The organism is Nonomuraea sp. MTCD27 (genome assembly GCF_041950495.1).
Classification (GTDB): domain Bacteria; phylum Actinomycetota; class Actinomycetes; order Streptosporangiales; family Streptosporangiaceae; genus Nonomuraea.
The window spans coordinates 675,378-693,486 of sequence record NZ_JBGNUW010000001.1 but is presented as its reverse complement, the minus strand read 5'-3'; the positions used below and the strand labels follow the sequence as shown (position 1 = coordinate 693,486).

Sequence of the window (18,109 nt, the reverse complement as noted above, 5' to 3'; positions counted from 1 at the left end):
GACCGGTCGTCCGCGGTCCTCAATCCGTACGGAGCCGGTGCGCCCAGGGCGGGTCGGCGCCCGCGACCGAGCACGTCAACGCCGACACCCGCGCCGCGAACGCCGCCGCCGCCACGGCCGTCTCCAGGTCGAGGTCGTCGAGCCGGCCGCCGAGCAGCCCTCTCGCGCCGAGGTCGTGCAGCAGGCCCGCCGTGAACGAGTCGCCGGCGCCGACCGTGTCCACGACGTCCACCTGGGGCGCGGGCACCGCGGCCCGCGCCCCGTCGAGGGAGACCAGCGCCCCGTCGGCCCCCCGGGTGATCACGATCAGGCGGGCGCCCGCCGCGTGCCAGGTGTCGCAGGCGTGCTCCATCGGGGTGCCGGGCAGCAGGAAGTCCAGGTCGTCCGCGCTGAGCTTGAGGATGTCGGTCCACTCGCACCAGCGGGCCACCTGGTAGTCGTCCTTGGCGGCGAGGCTGGGGCGGACGTTCGGGTCGATCGAGATCGTGGCCCGCCGCGACGCCGCGCGGGCGAACTCCGCCACCGCCTCCCGGCCCGGCTCCCTGACCAGGGCGAGCGAGCCGGTGTGCAGGCAGGCGACCGGTCCGAGGCGGCCCGGGTCCAGCTCGTACGGGGTCCACTGCCAGTCGGCGGTGCCGTCGGCGTAGAAGGTGTACTCGGCCTGGCCGTCGGCGTCGAGCGCGGCGACCGCGAGCGTGCTGGGCTCCCCGGCGGCGACGGACGCCGACAGGTCCACGCCGGAGGAGGTCAGGTGCTCCCGGAACAGGCCGCCGAAGACGTCGCCGGAGATCCGCCCGAGGAACCGGGCGGGCGTGCCGAGCCGCGCGAGCGCCACCGCCGTGTTGGCCGGCCCGCCCCCGGGCAGCACCCGTAACGCCAGCCCGCCCGCCGCTCCGCCGCCCGCCGCGGCCGCCGCACGGTCGGTGAAGGCGTCGGCGACGCACTCGCCCAGGACAGCGATCATCGGGCCTGCCTCTCGTAGGCGCGTTGCCGATTCGTTACGGCACGGGGGCATTGACGTTTCTCGGATCGGAGTTCATCATCGCAGCACAGGCGATGTCAACGTTGACATATGTCAACGATGACATTGAATACCCCCTGATAGGAACCGCCCATGAATGCGAAGCTTCCGGTTGGAATCCTGGTCACCGCCCTTCTCGTCGCCGGCTGCGGCGGCGGCGGCGGTGGCGGCGAAGGCGGGCAGAGGGCCTCCGCCACCCCCAAGGTCGGCCTGATCACCAAGACCGAGACGAACCCGTTCTTCGTCAAGATGAAGGAGGGCGCCCAGAAGTCCGCCCAGGCCAACGGCCTGGAGCTGATGACCGCCGCGGGCAAGTTCGACGGCGACAACGCGACCCAGATCACCGCCATCGAGAACATGGTCGCGGCCGGCGTGAAGGGCATCCTCATCACCCCGAGCGACACCAAGGCCATCGTCCCCGCGATCAAGAAGGCGCGGGACGCGGGCGTGCTCGTGATCGCCCTCGACACCCCCACCGAGCCCCAGGAAGCCACCGACGCGCTGTTCGCCACCGACAACTTCAAGGCCGGCGAGCTGATCGGCCAGTACGCCAAGGCCGCCATGGCCGGCAAGCCCGCCAAGATCGCCACTCTGGACCTGGCCCCCGGCATCACCGTCGGGCAGCTCAGGCACGACGGCTTCCTGAAGGGGTTCGGCGTCCAGGCGGGCGACCCGTCCATCGTCTGCTCCCAGGACACCCGCGGCGACCAGGCCAAGGGCCAGACCGCCATGGAGAACTGCCTGCAGAAGGCCCCCGACATCAACCTCGTCTACACCATCAACGAGCCCGCCGCGCTGGGCGCGCACACCGCGCTGAAGGCCAAGGGCCGCGACAAGGACGTGCTGATCGTCTCCGTGGACGGCGGCTGCACCGGCACCAAGGCCGTGCAGTCCGGCCAGATCGCCGCCACCAGCCAGCAGTACCCGCTCAAGATGGCCGAGGACGGTGTCAAGGCCGTGGCCACGTTCGCCAAGGGCGGCCAGAAGGCCAGCGGCTACACCGACACCGGCGTCACGCTCATCACCGACAAGGCCGTCTCCGGGATCGAGGCCAAGGACACCACCTTCGGCCTGGCCAACTGCTGGGGCTGACCATGGCCGTGATGGAAGCACCGCTGCCGCGCCGCCTGGTCGCCACGCCCGTCGCCGGGCCGCTGGCCGCGCTCGTGCTGGCCTGCCTGTTCTTCGGGGTCAACACCGACCAGTTCTTCACCGGCCCCAACTTCTCCCTGATCATCCAGCAGGTCATGGTGGTCGGCACGCTGGCCATCGGGCAGACCCTGATCATCCTGACCGCGGGCATCGACCTGGCGTGCGGCGCGATCATGGCGTTCGGCGGGATCGTGATGACCAAGCTGGCCGTGGACAGCGGCCTGCCGCCGCTGCTCGCCCTGGCCGCCGGGCTCACCGTCTGCGCGGGGTTCGGGCTGGTCAACGGGCTGCTGGTGACGCGGATCTCGCTGCCGCCGTTCATCGTGACGCTGGGCATGCTGAACGTGGTGTTCGCCCTGACGCACATCTACTCCAACGAGCAGACGGTGACCGAGCTGCCCGCGCTGCTGACGTTCCTGGGGCAGACGTTCCAGCTCGGCCAGACGAACGTCACCTACGGCTCGCTGCTGACGATCCTGCTGTTCCTGCTGTTCGCGTACCTGCTCGGCTCGACCGCGTGGGGCCGCCACGTGTACGCCCTGGGCAACAGCCCCGAGGTGGCCCGCCTGACCGGCATCAGGACCGGCCGGCTGACCGTCGGGGTCTACACGCTGGCCGGCCTCGTGTACGGCATCGCGGCCCTGCTCCTGGTCTCCCGCACCGGCGTCGGCGACCCGCAGGCCGGCCAGACCGACAACCTGGACAGCATCACCGCGGTCGTGCTGGGCGGCACCAGCCTGTTCGGCGGCCGGGGCCTGGTGCTGGGGACGCTCGTCGGGGCGCTCATCGTGGGGGTGTTCCGCAACGGCCTGCAGCTCATGGGCGTACCGTCGATCTATCAGACGCTCATCACCGGCATCCTGGTGATCCTCGCGGTCACCGTCGACCAGCTCTCCCGCAGGAGGACCCGATGAGCACACCGGTGCTCCAGGCCCGCGGCCTCGTCAAGAAGTACGGCCACGTCGTCGCGCTCGACGGCGCCGACTTCGACCTCATGCCCGGCGAGGTGCTCGCCGTCATCGGCGACAACGGCGCGGGCAAGACGAGTCTGATCAAGGCGCTGACCGGCGCGCTGCAGCCCGACGCGGGCGAGATCCGGCTCGACGGCGAGCCGGTGCGCTTCCGCGACCCCCTCGACGCGCGCCGGCACGGCATCGAGACCGTCTACCAGGACCTCGCGGTCGCGGCCTCGCTCGACATCGCGACGAACATGTTCCTGGGCCGGGAGATCCGCAAGCCGGGCCTGCTCGGCACGGTCTTCCGGATGCTGGACAAGAAGCGCATGCGCGAGGAGTCGGCCCGGCACATGGCCGAGCTCAAGATCGGGCTGCGCTCGCTCACCCAGCCGGTCGAGTCGCTGTCGGGCGGGCAGCGGCAGGGCGTGGCCGTGGCCAGGGCGGTGGCGTGGGCGACGCACGTCGTGGTCATGGACGAGCCCACGGCGGCGCTCGGCGTCAAGGAGTCCGGCCAGGTGCTCGACCTGATCAGGCAGGTCCGCGACCGGGGCACGCCGGTGGTGCTGATCAGCCACAACATGCCGCACGTGTTCGAGCTCGCCGACCGCATCCACGTCCAGCGCCTGGGCCGCAGGGTCGCCGAGATCAGCCCGCGCGACCACAGCATGGCCGAGGTGGTGGCCATCATGACCGGCGCGCTCCAGATGTCGGAGGGCAAGTCGGTCGTCGCGGACAAGGACGCGGCGGAGGCGATCGGGCTGTCCTGATGACGGGCCACTAGCATGAGCGGAATGCGGCGTCCGACGATGACAGATGTGGCCCGTGAGGTCGGAGTCACCGCGAAGACCGTCTCCCGGGTGCTCAACGACGAGGGCCCGGTCGCCGTGGAGACGCGCGAGCGGGTCATGGCCGCGGTCCGCAAGCTGGGCTACCAGCCCAACCTCATGGCCCGCAACATGCGGGTCGGCGCGCGGGACGCCGCGATCGGCCTGGTCATCCCCGAGATGGGCAACCCGTTCTTCGGCACGCTCGCGGGCGGCGTCGAGAGCGCCGTGCGCGCCCGGGGGCTCACGCTCATCGTCGGCTCCTCCGACGAGTCGGCCGATCTGGAACAGTCGCTCATCGCCACGTTCCTGGCCCGCCGGGTGAGCGCCCTCATGGTCGTCCCGGCCGCCGCCAGCGACCACCGGCACCTGCGCTCGGAGCGGGTGGCCGGGCTGCCGATCGTCTTCCTCGACCGCCCGTCCGTCGGCCTGACCGCCGACTGCGTGGTCAGCGCCAACCGGGAGGGCTCGCGGGCCGGCGTCGCCCACCTGATCGCCCACGGCCACCGCAGGATCGGCTTCGTCGGCGACCTGCCCGCCGCCCTCTACACCCGCCGCGAGCGCTTCCAGGGCTACCGCGACGCGCTCGACGGCGCCGGCCTGCCGTTCGACCGCGCGCTGGTGGAGACCGGGCACGACCTGGAGGCCGCGGCCGGCGCCACGCTGCGCCTGTTAGCCCTGCCCGATCCGCCGACGGCGCTGTTCACCGGCAACAACTTCGCCTCCATGGGGGCGGTGGTGGCGCTGTCGCGGGCGGGGCGCAAGGACGTGGCGCTGGTCGGGTTCGACGACCTGCCGCTGGCCGAGGTGCTCGATCCGCCGCTGACGGTGGTGGCCCAGGACCCGGCGGCGGTCGGGGCCGCGGCGGCGGAGCTGGTGCTGTCGCGGCTGGACGGCGACCGGTCGAAGGCCCGCCGGGCCACCGTGCCGACCCGGCTGATCGTGCGCGGCTCCGGCGAGCTGCCCCCGTGAAGGTGGGGCCGCCCGCTCCGGACGGCCCCCGATGGTCAGCGCTTGACCGTGAACTGCCCGGTCAGCGGCCCGAGCACGACGGTGTAGATGCCCGCCTCGCTCCGCCGCAGGCCGAACGAGACCCGCGTGCTCCGGCCGGGCGCCAGCGTCAGGCTGCGCCGCTGGTCCTCCTCGCCGTTCACGCGCAGCACGGCCTCGTACGAGCCCGCGAGCTCGCCCACGTTCTTCACCACGGCCCGGACCTCCACGCGCCCCGACCGGGACACGGCCGGCGAGACCTCCAGGCCGCCCACCGCGAACAGCGCCTCCGGCCCGGCCACCAGGTCGTGCACGAACACGTCGGACCGCTTGTTGGTGTCGCCCTCGACCAGGTTGGCCGAGGTGCTCTCGAAGGCCACGTACCGCCCGTCGTCGCTGATCGACGGCAGGTCGGCCCGGCCGTCGCCCTCCTCGCCCCGGGGACCGGCGGAGATCCGCGTGGTGGTGCCGGCCGCCACGTCGCGCAGGAAGATGTCGCTGCGGTTGTTGGCGTCGCCGCTGACCAGCTCGCCCGAGTCGCTGTAGAAGACGACCTTGCCGCCGTCGGCGGACAGCGAGGGGGCGAAGGTCAGCGCGTTGGAGGGCTTGCCGTCCAGGGTCGCCGACACCATCCGGGACCTGCCGGTGGTCAGGTCGTGCACGTAGATCTCGCCGAGCCCCACGCCGTTGCCGAAGGCCAGCGCGGTCCCGCCGGCGCTGATCACCGGCGCGGAGGTGTCGGTGTCCGGGTACGGCCCCGTCACCCGCTTCAGCGTCCCGCTCTGCCGGTCGAGCACGAAGGAGTCGATCACCCCGTTGTCGTCGCCGGGCACCAGGTCCGCGGCGTCGCTCTGGAAGGCCACGTACCGGCCGTCGGCGCTGATCGTCGCCTCGCGCGCGTTCCCGTTCACCTGCGAGCCGTCCTGGGCGACGGAGATCCGCTCCGTCCTGCCGGTCTGGCGGTCGCGCAGGAACACGTCGTTGCGCTCGTTCGTGTCGCCCGGCACCAGGTTGGCCGCGCCGCTGTCGAAGACCGCGAAGCGGCCGTCCGCGCTGAGCCTGGGCGCGCCCGAGATCCCGTCCCCGGGCGTGCCCTCGGACGACACCGAGACCATCTCGGTCGTCCCCGTCCGCCGGTCGCGCACGAAGGAGTCGGTCATGCCGTTGCCATCACCCGGTACGAGGTTGGCCGCCCCGCTGTTGAAGCCGACGAACCGCCCGTCCCTGCTGACCGTGGGAGACAGGGAGAACGCGTCGGCCAGCCCGCCGCCGGTCGGCACCGAGACCCGCTCGGTCACCCGGGTACGCAGGTCGGTGGCGAAGATGTCCAGCTCGCCGTTGGTGTCCTGGTCGTCGGCGAGGTTGGAGGCGAAACTGGCGAACACCACCACGCTCCCGTCGCCGCTCATCTCCGGCCACCACGCGTCGTGGTTGCCCTGCCGCCCGTCCGAGCCGAGGGACACCCGGTCGGTCCGCGGCCGCCGCGGCAGCGTGACGTCGGCGGTCGCGGGGCGGCGGCCCACGGTGACGGCCACCGGGTCCGACCTCGACACGCCGGGGGCGTGCGCGGAGACCTGGTACTCGCCGGCGGGCACGTCCTTGATCGTGTACCGTCCGCTCGCGTCGGTCGTGCCCGCCAGCTCGTCGGGCACGCCGAGCACCGTGACCGTGGCGCCGGGCACGGTCGAGCCGGTCGGCTCGTAGGCCACCCGGCCCGAGATCGTGCTCCAGCGGGTCCGCTCCAGCTCCAGGCGCACGTCGGAGAGCCGGTCCGCCTTGACGCGGAAGGTCTCGGACCCCGTCTCGTACCCGAACCTGGACAGCGTCAGCTCGTGCTCGCCCGGCGCGAGCCGCAGCTCGAAGCGCCCGTCGGCGCCGGTCTCGGTGCCGCGCCCGTCCGCCCTGACGACCCGCACGCCGGCCAGCGGCCGGCGGCTGCGCCCGTCGATGACGGTGCCGCGCACGCCGCTCTTGAGCGCCGCCTCGGCGACGGCGGCGTAGGCGTCGATGCGGCCCTGGCCGACGCGGGCGTTCGGGCGCGGGCCGTAGCGGTCGTCGGAGACCGACGTGCCGGCCAGGATCTCCTCGGCCGCGTCCACGGTCAGGTCCGGGCGGGCCTCCAGCATGAGCGCGACCGTGCCGGACACGTGCGGGGTGGCCATCGAGGTGCCGTTCAGCGCGGCGTACTGGCCGCCGGGCATGGCCGACACCACGTCCACGCCGGGGGCGGAGACGTCCGGCACGACGTACGAGTCCGGCCACTCCGGCGGCGCGGCGAACCAGTCGGTGTGCTTGACCACGCCGCCGCAGGAGAAGTCCGGCACCTCGTCGTTGACGTCGGTCGCGCCCACGGCCACGGCCTCGTACACGTTGCCCGGGCTGCCCGACTGGCCCTCGGCGCAGTCGTTGCCGATGGCGAAGGAGGGGAACGCGCCGGCGCGGTGGATGTTCCTGGCCGGCTCGATCAGCTCGTCGGCGTAGCCCTCCGCGCCCAGCGACATGCTGACCACGTCGGCGGGCTTGCCCGCCGGCCTGCCGTCGGCCGCGTAGGGCGCCAGCGCCCACTGCATGCCCGCGATCACCTGCGCGAGCGTGCCGGAGCCGCCCGGGATGACCAGCCCGGCCATCAGCTCGGCGCCGGGCGCGACCCCGATCTGCGTGCCGGACGCGTCGCCGCCGGCGATCGTGCCCGCCACGTGCGTGCCGTGGTAGCTGCTGTCGTGCGGCTCCGTCGGCACCGGCTTGCCGTCGGGGCCGAACTCGATCCAGCCGCCCGGGTGCTTCGGGTCCGCGGCGTCGGCGGTGACCAGCTTGCCCTTGAGGTCGGGGTGGGTGGCGTCGATGCCCGTGTCGAGCACGGCCACGCGCACCCCCTTGCCGGTCAGGCCGCGCTCGCCGCGCACCCGGTCGGCGCCGATCTTGGCGATGCCCCAGGTGGCGGCGTCCGCGGCGGTGGCCCTGGGGGTGGCGCCCCTGCCGGGCTCGGGGGCGGTCAGGGTGAAGTTGGGGATGATCCGGTCGACCAGGTCGAGCTCGGCCAGGGCGGCCAGGGTGGCGGGCGTGGCGCGTACCAGGACCATGTTCTTCAGCCAGAACGTGTTGACCACCTGGTCGCCGCGCGACTGGACGAACTGGACGATCGGCTCCTGCACGGGCGCGGCGCTCGCCTTCAGGGCGGCGCGCGCCTCAGCGGCTGATTCCGGCTCGGGCGGGTCCTGCACGGTGCGCAGCACGACGGCCGCCTCCAGGCGGCCGCGGGCGCTCTTCATCTGTTCGGCGAGCTTGGCGTCGATCTTCGGCTGGGGCGCGGGCTCGGCGGTGACGGGTTCCGCCGCCGTGGCCGGGCTCGCGAGCATCCCGAAAGCCCCGAACGTCCCGGAAGTCAGTAATACGGCTGGTAAGACGGCCGCGAGCAGGCGTCGCCCAGGGGAACGGCGGGGGGACAGCGGCATGACGCTCCTTCGTTCACGTGGCCACAGGGGCCGATGGTGCTCAAGAACGCTGACATCATCCGCTGTTTCCTGACAAGATCCGTTAGTGACGAGTTTCTGTCATGTGACGTGAATCCGACACCCGGAGGTGGGCTTGTTCGAGGCGATCGGGCTCGGCCGTCAGGACGAGGAGGTCTACCACGCGCTCGTCCGGCGCACCCAGGCGACGGTCGCGGAGATCGTCGCCGACTGCCACCTCCCGGCCCCGGCCGCGCGGCGCACCCTGCAGTCCCTGGTCGACCTGGGGCTGGCCACCCGCTCGACCGGCCGCCCCACCCGCTACGTCGCCGTCTCGCCGGACAGCAGCCTGGAGGCCATCCTGCGCGAGCGCGAGCGGGAGCTGGACGGCGTCCGCGCGCACATCCGCGCGCTCATGGACGTCTACCGGGCCAACACCCGCTTCGCCCACCCCGGGGAACTGATCGAGGTGGTCTCGGGCCGCGACGAGGTGAACCACCGGTGGGTGCAGATGCAGCACGACACGCGGGCCCAGATCCGCGGCTTCGACCGGCCGCCGTACGCCGCGCCGCAGGAGCACACGGAGTCGAACCCGATCGAGCTCAACCTGCTCCGGCGCGGGGTGAGATATCGCGTCATCTACGACACCAGCGTGCTGGAGCTGCCCGGCTGGCTGGAGGACGTCACGGCCGGGATGCAGCACGGGGAGCAGGCCAGGATCGCCGCCGTGCCGATGAAGCTGGCGATCTCGGACGACCGGCTGGCGATCATCCCGCTGCTGCGGGCCGGCGACGACGTGGTCGCGGCCTCGTACCTGATCCACCCGTCGCCGCTGCTGGACGCGCTGGTGGCGCTGTTCGAGGCGCTGTGGGAGCGCAGCGTGCCGGTGCGGCTGACGGCGCCCGGCGGTGAGCTGTCGCAGGACGAGGAGCGGCTGCTGACGCTGCTGGCGTCGGGGGCGACGGACAAGGCGGCCAGCCGCGCGCTGGGCTGGAGCGAGCGGACGGTGCAACGGCACATCACGAAGCTCATGCGGCGGCTGGGCGCGCAGACCCGCTTCCAGGTCGCCATGGAGGCGACCCGGCGCGGCTGGATCTGATCGGCCGGGGCGAGCCGGCCCGGCCGCAGCTGATCGGCTGGGGCGAGCCGGCCCGGCCGGACCCGATCAGGCGCACTGGTAGCCGGAGGGCAGCTGGGTGTTGCCGTTCGGGCGGCCGGCCTGGAAGCCGAACGTGGTGCTCTGGCCGGGGGCGAGCGTGCCGTTGTGGCCGGCGCTCCTGGCCGTGACGGTCTGGCCCGCGGTGGTCAGCGTGGCGTTCCAGGAGCCGGTGACGGTGTGGCCGGCGGGCAGCGTGAACGTCACCGTCCAGCCGGTCACCTGGGAGGTGCCGGTGTTGGCGACGGTGACCGGCTGGATCACGTACCCGTTGCCCCACTGCGTCTGGGTGGCCGCCGTCGCCGTGCAGCCGCCCGTCGTGCCGCCGCCGGTGGTGGTGACCGTGACCGTGCCGGACACGGGGGAGAGGTTGCCCGCCGCGTCGCGGGCGCGGGCCTGGTAGCGGTAGGCGGTGCCCGCGCTCAGGCCCGTGTCTGTGTACGAGGTGGTCGCGGACGTGCCCACCTGGGCGAAGGCGCCGCCGGACGTGCCGGGTGCGCGCAGCACGTCGTAGCCCGTCACGCCCACGTCGTCGGTCGAGGCGGTCCAGGTCAGGGTGGTGGAGGTGGCGGTCGTCCCCGAGGCGGCCAGGCCGGCGGGGGCGGTCGGCGGGGAGGTGTCGCCGCCGGTCGTGGCCGGCGGGACGCGGATGATCCGGTCGTCCTGGGCCACCGGGGTGCCGCGGCCGTCCCGGTTGCTGGTGCCCACCCAGAGCCAGCCGTCCGGCCCGAGCGCCACCGAGCGCAGCCGGCCGTAGGTGGACTGGAGCTCGGCCACCGGCGTGCCCGGCGTGCCGGTGGCGCTCAGCGGCACGGCCCAGAGCCGCTGGCCGCGCAGCGCCGCCGCGAAGAGCGTGTTGTTGGCGTACGCCAGCCCGCTCGGCGACGCCTGGGCCGTGGTCCAGGTGACGATCGGGTCGCGGAAGGAGGCGTTGCCGCAGGTGCCCTCGCAGGTGGGCCAGCCGTAGTTGCCGCCGGCGACGATCTGGTTGACCTCGTCCCAGGTGTTCTGGCCGAACTCGGTGGCGTACATCCGGCCCTGCCCGTCCCAGGCCAGGCCCTGGACGTTGCGGTGGCCGTAGCTCCAGACACGGGAGTTCGGGAACGGGTTGCCGGTCGGCACGCCGCCCGTGGGCGTCATGCGGAGGATCTTGCCGGCCGGGCTGTTGAGGTTCTGGGCGTTGGCGGTGGTGCCGGCGTCGCCGGTGGCCACGTACAGCAGGCCGTCCGGGCCGAAGGCGATGCGGCCGCCGTCGTGGATCGTCGCGCTCGGGACGCCGGAGAAGATCACCGTCTGTGTCTGTGGTGCGCTCAACTGCAGCCTGACCAGGCGGTTGTCGCCACTCGTGCTGGTGAAGTAGGCGTACACCCAGCCGTCCTGCGCGTACGTCGGCGACACGGCGATGCCCAGCAGGCCGCTCTCACCCGAGGCGCTCACCCCGCTGATCGTGGCCACCTGGACCGGCGCCTGGCCGGGGCGAACCTGGACGATGCGCCCCGAGTTCCGCTCGGAGACCAGCGCGCTGCCGTCCGGCAGGAACGCCATCGCCCACGGAACCTGCAGTCCCGTGACCGACACTTCCGCCCGGGAGAAGTCGAAACCTCCCACCACCTGGGCTCGGGCCTGCGGGACGTTGATCCCCAGGGCCAGCAGGGTCAGGACTAGTGCCTGGATGACCCGGGCACGGATGACACGGGCGCGCATGACGGACTCCTTGACTGGATCACCGGATGCGGATGTCAGCACCGTAGGCCTCGTGACGTTCGATCACAACCAGCGTGACCGGCGTGATTCGGCTATCTGCGGCTATGGCCACCCGGCGGTGAAACTTTCCACGAAACAGCGAGCTGACCAAGGCGCGGCGGTCGCGGGCCGCCGCGCCGTGGGCGGTGGTGCGGGGGCCGGGCGGTCAGCCCGCGCTGCAGGAGACCGAAGGCCAGGTGTAGTTGCCGTTGTGCTGGATCGTCACACCCCAGTTGTTGCCGCTGCCGTTGGGTCTGGCGGTCAGCACCTGGGCGCTGGGATAGCTGGCGCTGATGTTCCAGGTGGACAGGACCTTCGCCGGGGACGGCACGTTCATCGTCACGGTCCAGTTGCTCGAACCGCTGACCGCGACGTTGAGGTTGTACCGGTCGCTCCACTGCTGGCCCGCGGACAGCGTGGCGGTGCAACCGCCGCCGCCCCCGCCGCCTCCGCCCCCGCCACCGCCGCCGGAGGAGCCGCCCACCGTGATGTTGGAGTTGCCGCTGCTCTGGTAACCCTCGGTGGCGAGGATCATGTAGTCGTGGGTGCCCAGGCTCATGCCATTACGGGCCCACGCGTCGAAGTGGTTGCCGGACGTGATGGTCCCGCCGGTCTTCTTCGACTGCCGGACGCTCCAGTACTGGTTGAACGTCCTGGTGCCCTCGATGGAGGGGGCGTTGTAGCGCGTCGTCTGGTAGATGTCGTACGTGCCGCCGTCGCTGGTGACCGTGCCCTTGTACGTTCCCGTGGGCCGGTAGGTGCCCCAGTTGTCGACGATGTAGTACTCCACGAGCGGGTTCCTCGTCCACCCGTAGAGCGTCAGGTAGGCGTTGCCGGACGGGTTGAAGCTGCCCGAATAGCTCACGGTCCGGCGCCCGCCGGGGTTCCAGCCCTTGCCGGCGACGAAGTTCCCGGTGTTGCGCCATGTGGTGCTGTAGTTGCCGCCGGCCGCCAGGTTCATGGAGACCGTGCCGGAGCTGTCGGTCCAGAACGAATAGAAGTAGCCGTTGTCGGTGCCGGTCTGGTTCGTGGTCACGGTCGTGTCGGCGTTGGCGGTGCCGTGCAGCATCGTCGCGGACAGGACCAGCGCCAGGGCGCAGGCGCCGCCGAAGATCCGTCTGATGCGGCCGCGTCTGCGGCGCCTCGGGTGGGCGGGGGCGTCGTTCATGAGCGGGCTCCCTTCGCCGAAAGTATCGGTATGTTGGCGAAAGTATCGGGCCGCCTCACGGTGCTGTCAACGATCAGTGAAACCGGTGCGAGCATGGAAAAGGCATCGGCCCTGCTCGCTGGGGCGAACGGGCCGATGAAAGTTTCGTATGTGTCCCGAAAAACCCCGGATCGGGGTGGGGTTCAGCGCAGGCCCGCGAACAGGTCCTCCTCGTGGCCGTGCACGGCCACCTTGCTCAGCACCCGCTCGAACGCCTCGTGCGAGAACGCCTGCTGCTGCGCCTCCTCCGGCATGCGCAGCAGGAAGATGTTCTCCCCCTGGCTCTCGTGGGCCTGCAGGGCCTTGAGCTTGCGCTCGACGTAGGGGGTGACGTCGACGATGCTGGTCACCCGCTCGTCGGGGGTGCCGAAGTCGTCGGAGGGCTCGAAGTCGCCGAGCTCGACGCCGTGCTCGCGCATCAGCTCGAACATGCGCTTGATGGCGGCCCTGGGGATGGCCGTGTAGTAGAGCTTGTCGGGAATGCCGCTCCGCTCGGTGGCGGCCACGGTGATGCGGTGGGTCTGCACGTGGTCGGGGTGGCCGTAGCCGCCGCCGCCCGTCTCGTCGTAGGTCACCACGACCTGCGGGCGGTAGTGCTCCATGAGCGCGGCGAGCCGGGCGGCGGCCGTCTCGACCGGGATGTTGGTGAACGCGTCGGCGTGGGCGTTGGCGTCCCAGCCCTCCATGCCGGAGTCGCGGTAGCCGAGCAGCTCCAGATGGTCGATGCCCAGGTGGGCCACCGACTCGCGCAGCTCCGCCAGCCGCCGCCGGGCCACGGCCGCGTCGTCGTGACCGGGCTCGCCCGGCTTGACACCGCCCTCGTCGTCGCCCTGCTCGCCGTTGGTGCAGGTGACCAGGACCGTGCGGATGCCCTCCTCGGTGTAGCGGGCGAGGATGCCGCCGGTGCTCAGGCATTCGTCGTCGGGGTGGGCGTGCACGACCATCAGGGTGAGTTGCCGATCCATGGGTGGCAACACTACTCGCCGGCTCCGACAGTCCCGGAGACGTCCTGCCCGGACCGGCGGTCCCGCTCGTATCCGCCGGACCCGCCGGACCCGCCCGGCTCGCCGCGGGCGAGCTCGTCCGCCCGCCGCCGCGCGAGCGCCGCCGCCGCGCCGTCGCCCAGCGCGTCGGCCAGGGACGCCTGCTTGAGCCAGTTGTACGGGCTGCACGGCCGCACGCTGATCCGCTCGCTCACCAGCGTCCTGGCCAGCTCCCGCCGCCCCGCCCGCAGGGCCGCCTCCAGCAGCGTGCGCTGCACGGCGTCGCGCTGCGCGTGGCTGCCGCCGAACTCGTTGACCCGGTGCCTGATGGGATGGAGCAGGTCCACCACGCACCCGTAGTCGCCGCGCCCGAAGGCCACGATCGCCCGGCACACCGGCAGCCCCACCCGGAGCGTCATGTCGTGGTTGGTCACCCCGGGCCGCGGCGCCGCCACGTACGCCTCCCGCCCCGCGATCAGCTTCTCCGCGTCCCCGATCCGCCCGGCCCCCACGTACGACATCACCGCGTGCATGTCGTTGAACGCGTAGAACGGCTCCGCCACGCGCGGCGGCCACGCCTCGGCCAGCGCCCGCCAGCGTCCGGACTGGTCGGAGCCCTCCAGATGGAGCCGCCACAGCAGCGCCGCGGCGTCGAGCAGTTCCATGCTCGACTGCCCGTCCGCCAGCACCGCGTCGTAGATCGCCAGCACCCGCCCCACGTCGCCGCTCTCCAGCGCGTACAGGCAGTAGTGCCACCAGCTGTGGACGTTGAAGAACGTCCCGGTGGACCAGTCGGGCACCCGCGCGTCGAGGTAGCGCAGCCCCTGGCCGAAGCGCCCCTGCATCTCGTACGTGTGCACCACCGCGTGGATGCCCCACACGTCGCGCGGGTTCAGCTCCACCGCCCGCAGCCCGACCTCCTCGGACCGGTCGTAGTGTCCGGCCTCCTCCAGGCCGAAGGCGTACATGCCGAGCATGTGCCCGAAGTGCGGGTCGTCCTCCCGCCAGGAGGTCAGCGCGCCGCCGATCCGGTCGCGCAGCATGCGCGCGTCGCCGGTGAAGAAGTCGATCTGGTGCCCGGCGGCCAGCGCCAGGGCGTCGCGCGGATGCTCCACCGCGATCTCGCCGAGCAGCGCCCCGCAGGTCAGGAAGTCGCCGTCGAGCAGGGCGCCCACGGCGGCCAGGTGCGCGCGCTCGCGGGGGAGCAGCGCGGTCTCGTCGATCCTGCGCCGGAAGGCCCCGAACCGCGCCCGCGCCGTGCGCGCGTCCTCGACCTCGGTGGTCAGCAGCCCCAGGTAGGCCGCCAGCACGTTGCCCATCGCGAAGTCGGGCGACTCGGCCAGCGCGGCGTTGGCCTCGGCGTCCACCTCGGCCCGGAAGTGCAGCAACTCGTCGATGGCCCGGTCGTAGTGCCGGACGGCCCCGGCGCTCGCCCCCGTCATCGCCAGGCCGTGCTGATCGTGGCTCACCGGTCCAATGTAACCAGCGAACCGGGCCCCGGCACCTGGCCGCCGAGGCGTAGAGCGCCGATTCCAGGGCACTCGGGATTCTTCCGGCAACCTCTTGGAGGAACGGTGAACACTGCGGAACAGGCGGGCCACGAGGCGAAGGACGCGACGCGGCGGGCGGCCGCCAGCCGGCCGATGACCGTGCTGACCCGGGTGGGCCTGGCCTGCCGCGGGGTGCTGTACGCGCTGATCGGCGTGGTGGCCCTGCAGATCGCCGCCGGCGACGGGTCGAAGGAGGCCGACAAGGCGGGTGCCATCTCCACGCTCGCCGCGCTGCCCTTCGGTGCCGTGCTGTTATGGATCATGACGGCCGGGTTCGCCGCGCTGGCGTTGTGGCAGGCGTCGGAGGCCGTGTTCGGCCACGGCAAGGCCCTCGAAAGGGGCGAGTCGGTCGCGCGGGTGGTGGTCTACGTCCTGGTCTTCTTCACCCTGATCAGCGTGCTGACCACGAGCAAGGCCACCTCGGACGACCAGAAGTCGCAGGACCTGACGGCCAAGCTGCTCGCCCTGCCGGCCGGGCCGTTCATCGTCGGCGCGATCGGGCTCGGCTTCGTCGTGCTCGGCGCGTACTGGGTGCGCAGGGGCGTCACGAAGGGCTTCAGGGAGGAGCTCGACCGCGGGCGCATGTCCCCCCGGGCCCGCTCCGTGATGGACCGGCTCGGGCTCGGCGGGTACGTCGCCCGGGGAGCGATCGCCGCGCTGGCCGGGATCTTCGTCGTCCAGGCGGCGATCACCTACGATGCGGACAAGGCGGGCGGCATCGACGCGACGCTCAGGCAGTTCGCCGACACGCCCGCCGGGGCCTGGCTGCTGGTGGTGGTGGCGCTGGGGGTGCTGCTGTTCGCCGGTTACTGCTTCGGCGAGTCCCGCTGGCGCCGGACCTCGTAGCGTCAGGCCGAGCGCTTGGCCACCACGGCCCGGCCCATGGCCGGGTCGTCGCAGAACGCGCCGTCGACGCCCAGCTCGACCAGCCTGGACAGCCAGCCCATCACGTTCCCGGTCGCCCGCTGGTAGACGGGGCTGGCCGGGTTGCCCAGCCGGTAGTCGGCGGGGAGCTGGGAGTTCTCGTTGCGTACCGTCCAGACGTGCACGTCGAGCCGCCTGCGGTGGGCGTCCGCGACGAGCGTGGTGGGCTCCAGCGTCCGGCCCGTGGCGGCGTCCACCGGCACGACGCGCCGGGTGTCCACGCCGATCCCGCTCGCGTAGGAGGCGACCTCGCGCAGCCCGTCCGGCTTCACCATGTCGTCGTACGTGCGCGTGCTGCCGGCGGCGACCCAGTCGTAGGGGGCGCCGCCGAACGTGATGAGCTGGATCAGCGGCAGCCGCGTCCTGCCGCGCAGGTCACGCAGGTTCGCCGTCTCGAAGGACTGGATGTACGCCTTGCGCACGTGGTAGCGGTTCAGCACGTCGAGCAGCGGCTCCTCCAGCGACAGGCCGGCGGAGTCGAAGTAGGTGGGGTGCTTGGTCTCGGGGTAGACGCCGACGCCGTGCTTGAGCGCGAGCTGCACGACCTCCTCGAACGTCGGGATCTCCGCCAGCCCGTCGAACGCGCTGTTGTCCGGCCGCAGATCGGGGACGCGCTCCTTGGCGCGCAGCGTCTTCAGCTCGGCCAGCGTGAAGTCCTCGGTGAACCAGCCGGTGACCGGCCGGCCGTCCACGGTCTTGGTGGTGCGCCGGTCGGCGAACTCCGGGTGCGCGGCCACGTCGGTGGTGCCGGAGATCTCGTTCTCGTGCCTGGCCACCAGCACGTGGTCCTTGGTGGAGACGAGGTCGGGCTCGATGTAGTCGGCGCCCATCGCGATGGCGGCCTCGTACGACAGGAGGGTGTGCTCCGGCCGGTGGGCGCTGGCGCCCCGGTGGGCGATCACGATCGGGGCCTGGCCACGGCGCTCGGCCGTGGCGGGAGGGGTCTGGGTCAGCACGACGGCGACCGTACCGCCGGCAAGGGCGGCGGACAGCACGCTCGCGAGTAACCTGCGCATCGTCATGCGCGCACGGTAGACCTCCGAGGTGGACCGCGAGTTACGGGTGGGCACACAGTGGTGGACGTGCGCGTACGTCCCTTTCCAGCGTCCTTGTCCGGCGTCCTGTTCCGGCGTCCTGTTCCGGCGTCCTGTTCCGGCGCCTTCACCTGGCCGGTCCCGCGATCATCGGGGCGACGTCCACCTTGGTCTTCAGGAACCCCAGGCGCAGCATGAGGTCGGGCACGCGCTGCAGGCGGGTGGCGTCCATGGAGGTCGGGTACGTCCCGAGCGAGATCTCCGCCGCCGTCCTGGCGTCGATCCTCGTGTACATCGGGATGACCTTCCGCACCTCCTCCCGGTCGGCCGCCGCCTCGGCCTGCGCCCTGCCGAGCGCCCGCTGGAAGGCGGCCACCGCGTTCGGGCTGTCCTGGGTGAAGGCCCGGGTGGTGGTCCACCCGGCCACCGGGAAGTCCTTCATGTCGCCGGCCATCGTGTCGAGGACCGTCCTGGCGCCGTCCTGCCGCTGGGCGTAGGTGAGGTACGGCTCGGTCATCCAGGCGGCATCGGCCCGCCCGGCCGCGATCGCCGCGGCCATCTCGGGGAACGGGATCTCCACGAACTCGACCGCCTCCCGCGGCAGGCCGTGGTCGGTCAGGGTGTGGACGAGTGCGAGGCCGCCGATGTCGTCGACGGCGTTGACCGCCACGGTCGTGCCCTTGAGGTCGGCGGGCGTGTCCATCGGAGAATCGCCTTTGACCACGATGTTGAAACCGTTCGCACCGGCCTGGTAGCAGTCGGCGATGAACGCGTAGTCGCCGGCGCCCTTCTCGGCGGCGGTGAAGACGGTCATGTAGTTGCCCAGGATGACGTCGAGCCCGCCGCCGGCCAGCTCGGTCAGCCCGCCCGCCGTGCCGTGCGCCATGACCTCCGGGGTGACGGTCAGGCCCTCGGTCTTGAAGTAGCCCTTCTCTATGGCGATGTACAGGGGCGCGACGTCGTGGACCGGCAGCACGCCGACGCGCAGCTGGGCCTGCTCCGGCGCGCCCGCCCGGCGCCCCTCCGAGCCCCCGCCGCCGCAGCCCGTCAGGGTCAGGGCGGCGGCGGCGGTGACGATGCCGATGATCCGGCCGGCGTGCCTCACGGCAACTCCTCGGGT

14 protein-coding genes are annotated in these 18,109 nt (G+C 72.2%); 6 read left to right on the top strand and 8 right to left on the bottom strand.

Going from position 1 to position 18,109, the window contains the following annotated elements; translation table 11 throughout:
* Positions 1-19: 19 nt before the first annotated feature.
* Positions 20-964, bottom strand: coding sequence for a carbohydrate kinase (locus ACBJ59_RS03230; protein ID WP_375108646.1), 945 nt, complete (start codon positions 962-964; stop codon positions 20-22).
* Between the two features lie 150 nt (positions 965-1,114).
* On the opposite strand from ACBJ59_RS03230, the gene ACBJ59_RS03225 reads away from it, so the two are divergent.
* Genes ACBJ59_RS03225 through ACBJ59_RS03210 form a run of 4 tightly spaced genes read left to right on the top strand, consistent with a single transcriptional unit; the run spans position 1,115 to position 4,925 of the window.
* Entirely contained in the window at positions 1,115-2,113 is a 999-nt protein-coding gene (locus ACBJ59_RS03225) for a sugar ABC transporter substrate-binding protein (protein WP_375108645.1), read from the top strand.
* A gap of 11 nt (positions 2,114-2,124) precedes the next feature.
* Positions 2,125-3,087, top strand: a complete 963-nt coding sequence (locus ACBJ59_RS03220; protein WP_364124970.1) for an ABC transporter permease — start codon at positions 2,125-2,127, stop codon at positions 3,085-3,087.
* Positions 3,084-3,896 (top strand): ATP-binding cassette domain-containing protein, encoded by an 813-nt coding sequence (locus ACBJ59_RS03215; protein ID WP_364124973.1) that lies wholly within the window; start codon positions 3,084-3,086, stop codon positions 3,894-3,896. The genes ACBJ59_RS03220 and ACBJ59_RS03215 overlap by 4 nt, the downstream gene beginning before the upstream one ends.
* A 24-nt stretch (positions 3,897-3,920) precedes the next feature.
* Positions 3,921-4,925 (top strand): LacI family DNA-binding transcriptional regulator, encoded by a 1,005-nt coding sequence (locus ACBJ59_RS03210; protein ID WP_375108644.1) that lies wholly within the window; start codon positions 3,921-3,923, stop codon positions 4,923-4,925.
* 35 nt (positions 4,926-4,960) lie between these two features.
* Here the strand turns inward: ACBJ59_RS03210 and ACBJ59_RS03205 are convergent, their stop codons facing one another.
* Positions 4,961-8,299 carry a S8 family serine peptidase gene (locus tag ACBJ59_RS03205; RefSeq protein WP_375108643.1) on the bottom strand — a complete coding sequence of 1,113 codons (3,339 nt, stop codon included), beginning with the start codon at positions 8,297-8,299 and terminating at the stop codon, positions 4,961-4,963.
* Between the two features lie 229 nt (positions 8,300-8,528).
* Between ACBJ59_RS03205 and ACBJ59_RS03200 the strand changes: the two genes are divergently transcribed.
* Positions 8,529-9,491 carry a helix-turn-helix domain-containing protein gene (locus ACBJ59_RS03200; protein WP_364124981.1) on the top strand — a complete coding sequence of 321 codons (963 nt, stop codon included), beginning with the start codon at positions 8,529-8,531 and terminating at the stop codon, positions 9,489-9,491.
* Between the two features lie 66 nt (positions 9,492-9,557).
* Here the strand turns inward: ACBJ59_RS03200 and ACBJ59_RS03195 are convergent, their stop codons facing one another.
* The 4 genes from ACBJ59_RS03195 to ACBJ59_RS03180 form a co-directional block, all read right to left on the bottom strand.
* A complete protein-coding gene (locus ACBJ59_RS03195) occupies positions 9,558-11,252 on the bottom strand; it encodes a PQQ-dependent sugar dehydrogenase (RefSeq protein WP_375108642.1) in 1,695 nt (564 codons plus the stop codon).
* A 205-nt stretch (positions 11,253-11,457) separates the two neighbouring features.
* Positions 11,458-12,459, bottom strand: a complete 1,002-nt coding sequence (locus ACBJ59_RS03190; RefSeq protein ID WP_375108641.1) for a glycoside hydrolase family 11 protein — start codon at positions 12,457-12,459, stop codon at positions 11,458-11,460.
* A 182-nt stretch (positions 12,460-12,641) separates the two neighbouring features.
* Complete coding sequence (locus tag ACBJ59_RS03185) at positions 12,642-13,463, bottom strand: PIG-L family deacetylase (RefSeq protein ID WP_364124990.1); 822 nt, start codon at positions 13,461-13,463, stop codon at positions 12,642-12,644.
* An 11-nt stretch (positions 13,464-13,474) separates the two neighbouring features.
* Entirely contained in the window at positions 13,475-14,950 is a 1,476-nt protein-coding gene (locus ACBJ59_RS03180; RefSeq protein ID WP_375108640.1) for a tetratricopeptide repeat protein, read from the bottom strand.
* A gap of 105 nt (positions 14,951-15,055) precedes the next feature.
* On the opposite strand from ACBJ59_RS03180, the gene ACBJ59_RS03175 reads away from it, so the two are divergent.
* Positions 15,056-15,877 carry a DUF1206 domain-containing protein gene (locus ACBJ59_RS03175; RefSeq protein ID WP_375108639.1) on the top strand — a complete coding sequence of 274 codons (822 nt, stop codon included), beginning with the start codon at positions 15,056-15,058 and terminating at the stop codon, positions 15,875-15,877.
* A gap of 2 nt (positions 15,878-15,879) precedes the next feature.
* Here ACBJ59_RS03175 and ACBJ59_RS03170 read toward each other — a convergent pair whose 3' ends face one another.
* Entirely contained in the window at positions 15,880-16,977 is a 1,098-nt protein-coding gene (locus ACBJ59_RS03170) for a glycerophosphodiester phosphodiesterase (protein ID WP_375108638.1), read from the bottom strand.
* 139 nt (positions 16,978-17,116) lie between these two features.
* The gene (locus ACBJ59_RS03165; RefSeq protein WP_375108637.1) at positions 17,117-18,094 is read right to left on the bottom strand and encodes an ABC transporter substrate-binding protein; all 978 of its coding nucleotides are present in this window, start codon (positions 18,092-18,094) and stop codon (positions 17,117-17,119) included.
* Positions 18,095-18,109 lie beyond the last annotated feature (15 nt).

Bases quoted from the DNA above. Each gene is read 5' to 3' on its own strand.
- ACBJ59_RS03205 (WP_375108643.1), bottom strand. From the start codon at position 8,299: ATGCTCGCGAGCCCGGCCACGGCGGCGGAACCCGTCACCGCCGAGCCC.
- ACBJ59_RS03190 (WP_375108641.1), bottom strand. From the start codon at position 12,459: ATGAACGACGCCCCCGCCCACCCGAGGCGCCGCAGACGCGGCCGCATC.
- ACBJ59_RS03230 (WP_375108646.1), bottom strand. From the start codon at position 964: ATGATCGCTGTCCTGGGCGAGTGCGTCGCCGACGCCTTCACCGACCGT.
- ACBJ59_RS03195 (WP_375108642.1), bottom strand. From the start codon at position 11,252: ATGCGCGCCCGTGTCATCCGTGCCCGGGTCATCCAGGCACTAGTCCTG.
- ACBJ59_RS03215 (WP_364124973.1), top strand. From the start codon at position 3,084: ATGAGCACACCGGTGCTCCAGGCCCGCGGCCTCGTCAAGAAGTACGGC.
- ACBJ59_RS03210 (WP_375108644.1), top strand. From the start codon at position 3,921: ATGCGGCGTCCGACGATGACAGATGTGGCCCGTGAGGTCGGAGTCACC.
- ACBJ59_RS03220 (WP_364124970.1), top strand. From the start codon at position 2,125: ATGGAAGCACCGCTGCCGCGCCGCCTGGTCGCCACGCCCGTCGCCGGG.
- ACBJ59_RS03170 (WP_375108638.1), bottom strand. From the start codon at position 16,977: ATGACGATGCGCAGGTTACTCGCGAGCGTGCTGTCCGCCGCCCTTGCC.
- ACBJ59_RS03185 (WP_364124990.1), bottom strand. From the start codon at position 13,463: ATGGATCGGCAACTCACCCTGATGGTCGTGCACGCCCACCCCGACGAC.
- ACBJ59_RS03225 (WP_375108645.1), top strand. From the start codon at position 1,115: ATGAATGCGAAGCTTCCGGTTGGAATCCTGGTCACCGCCCTTCTCGTC.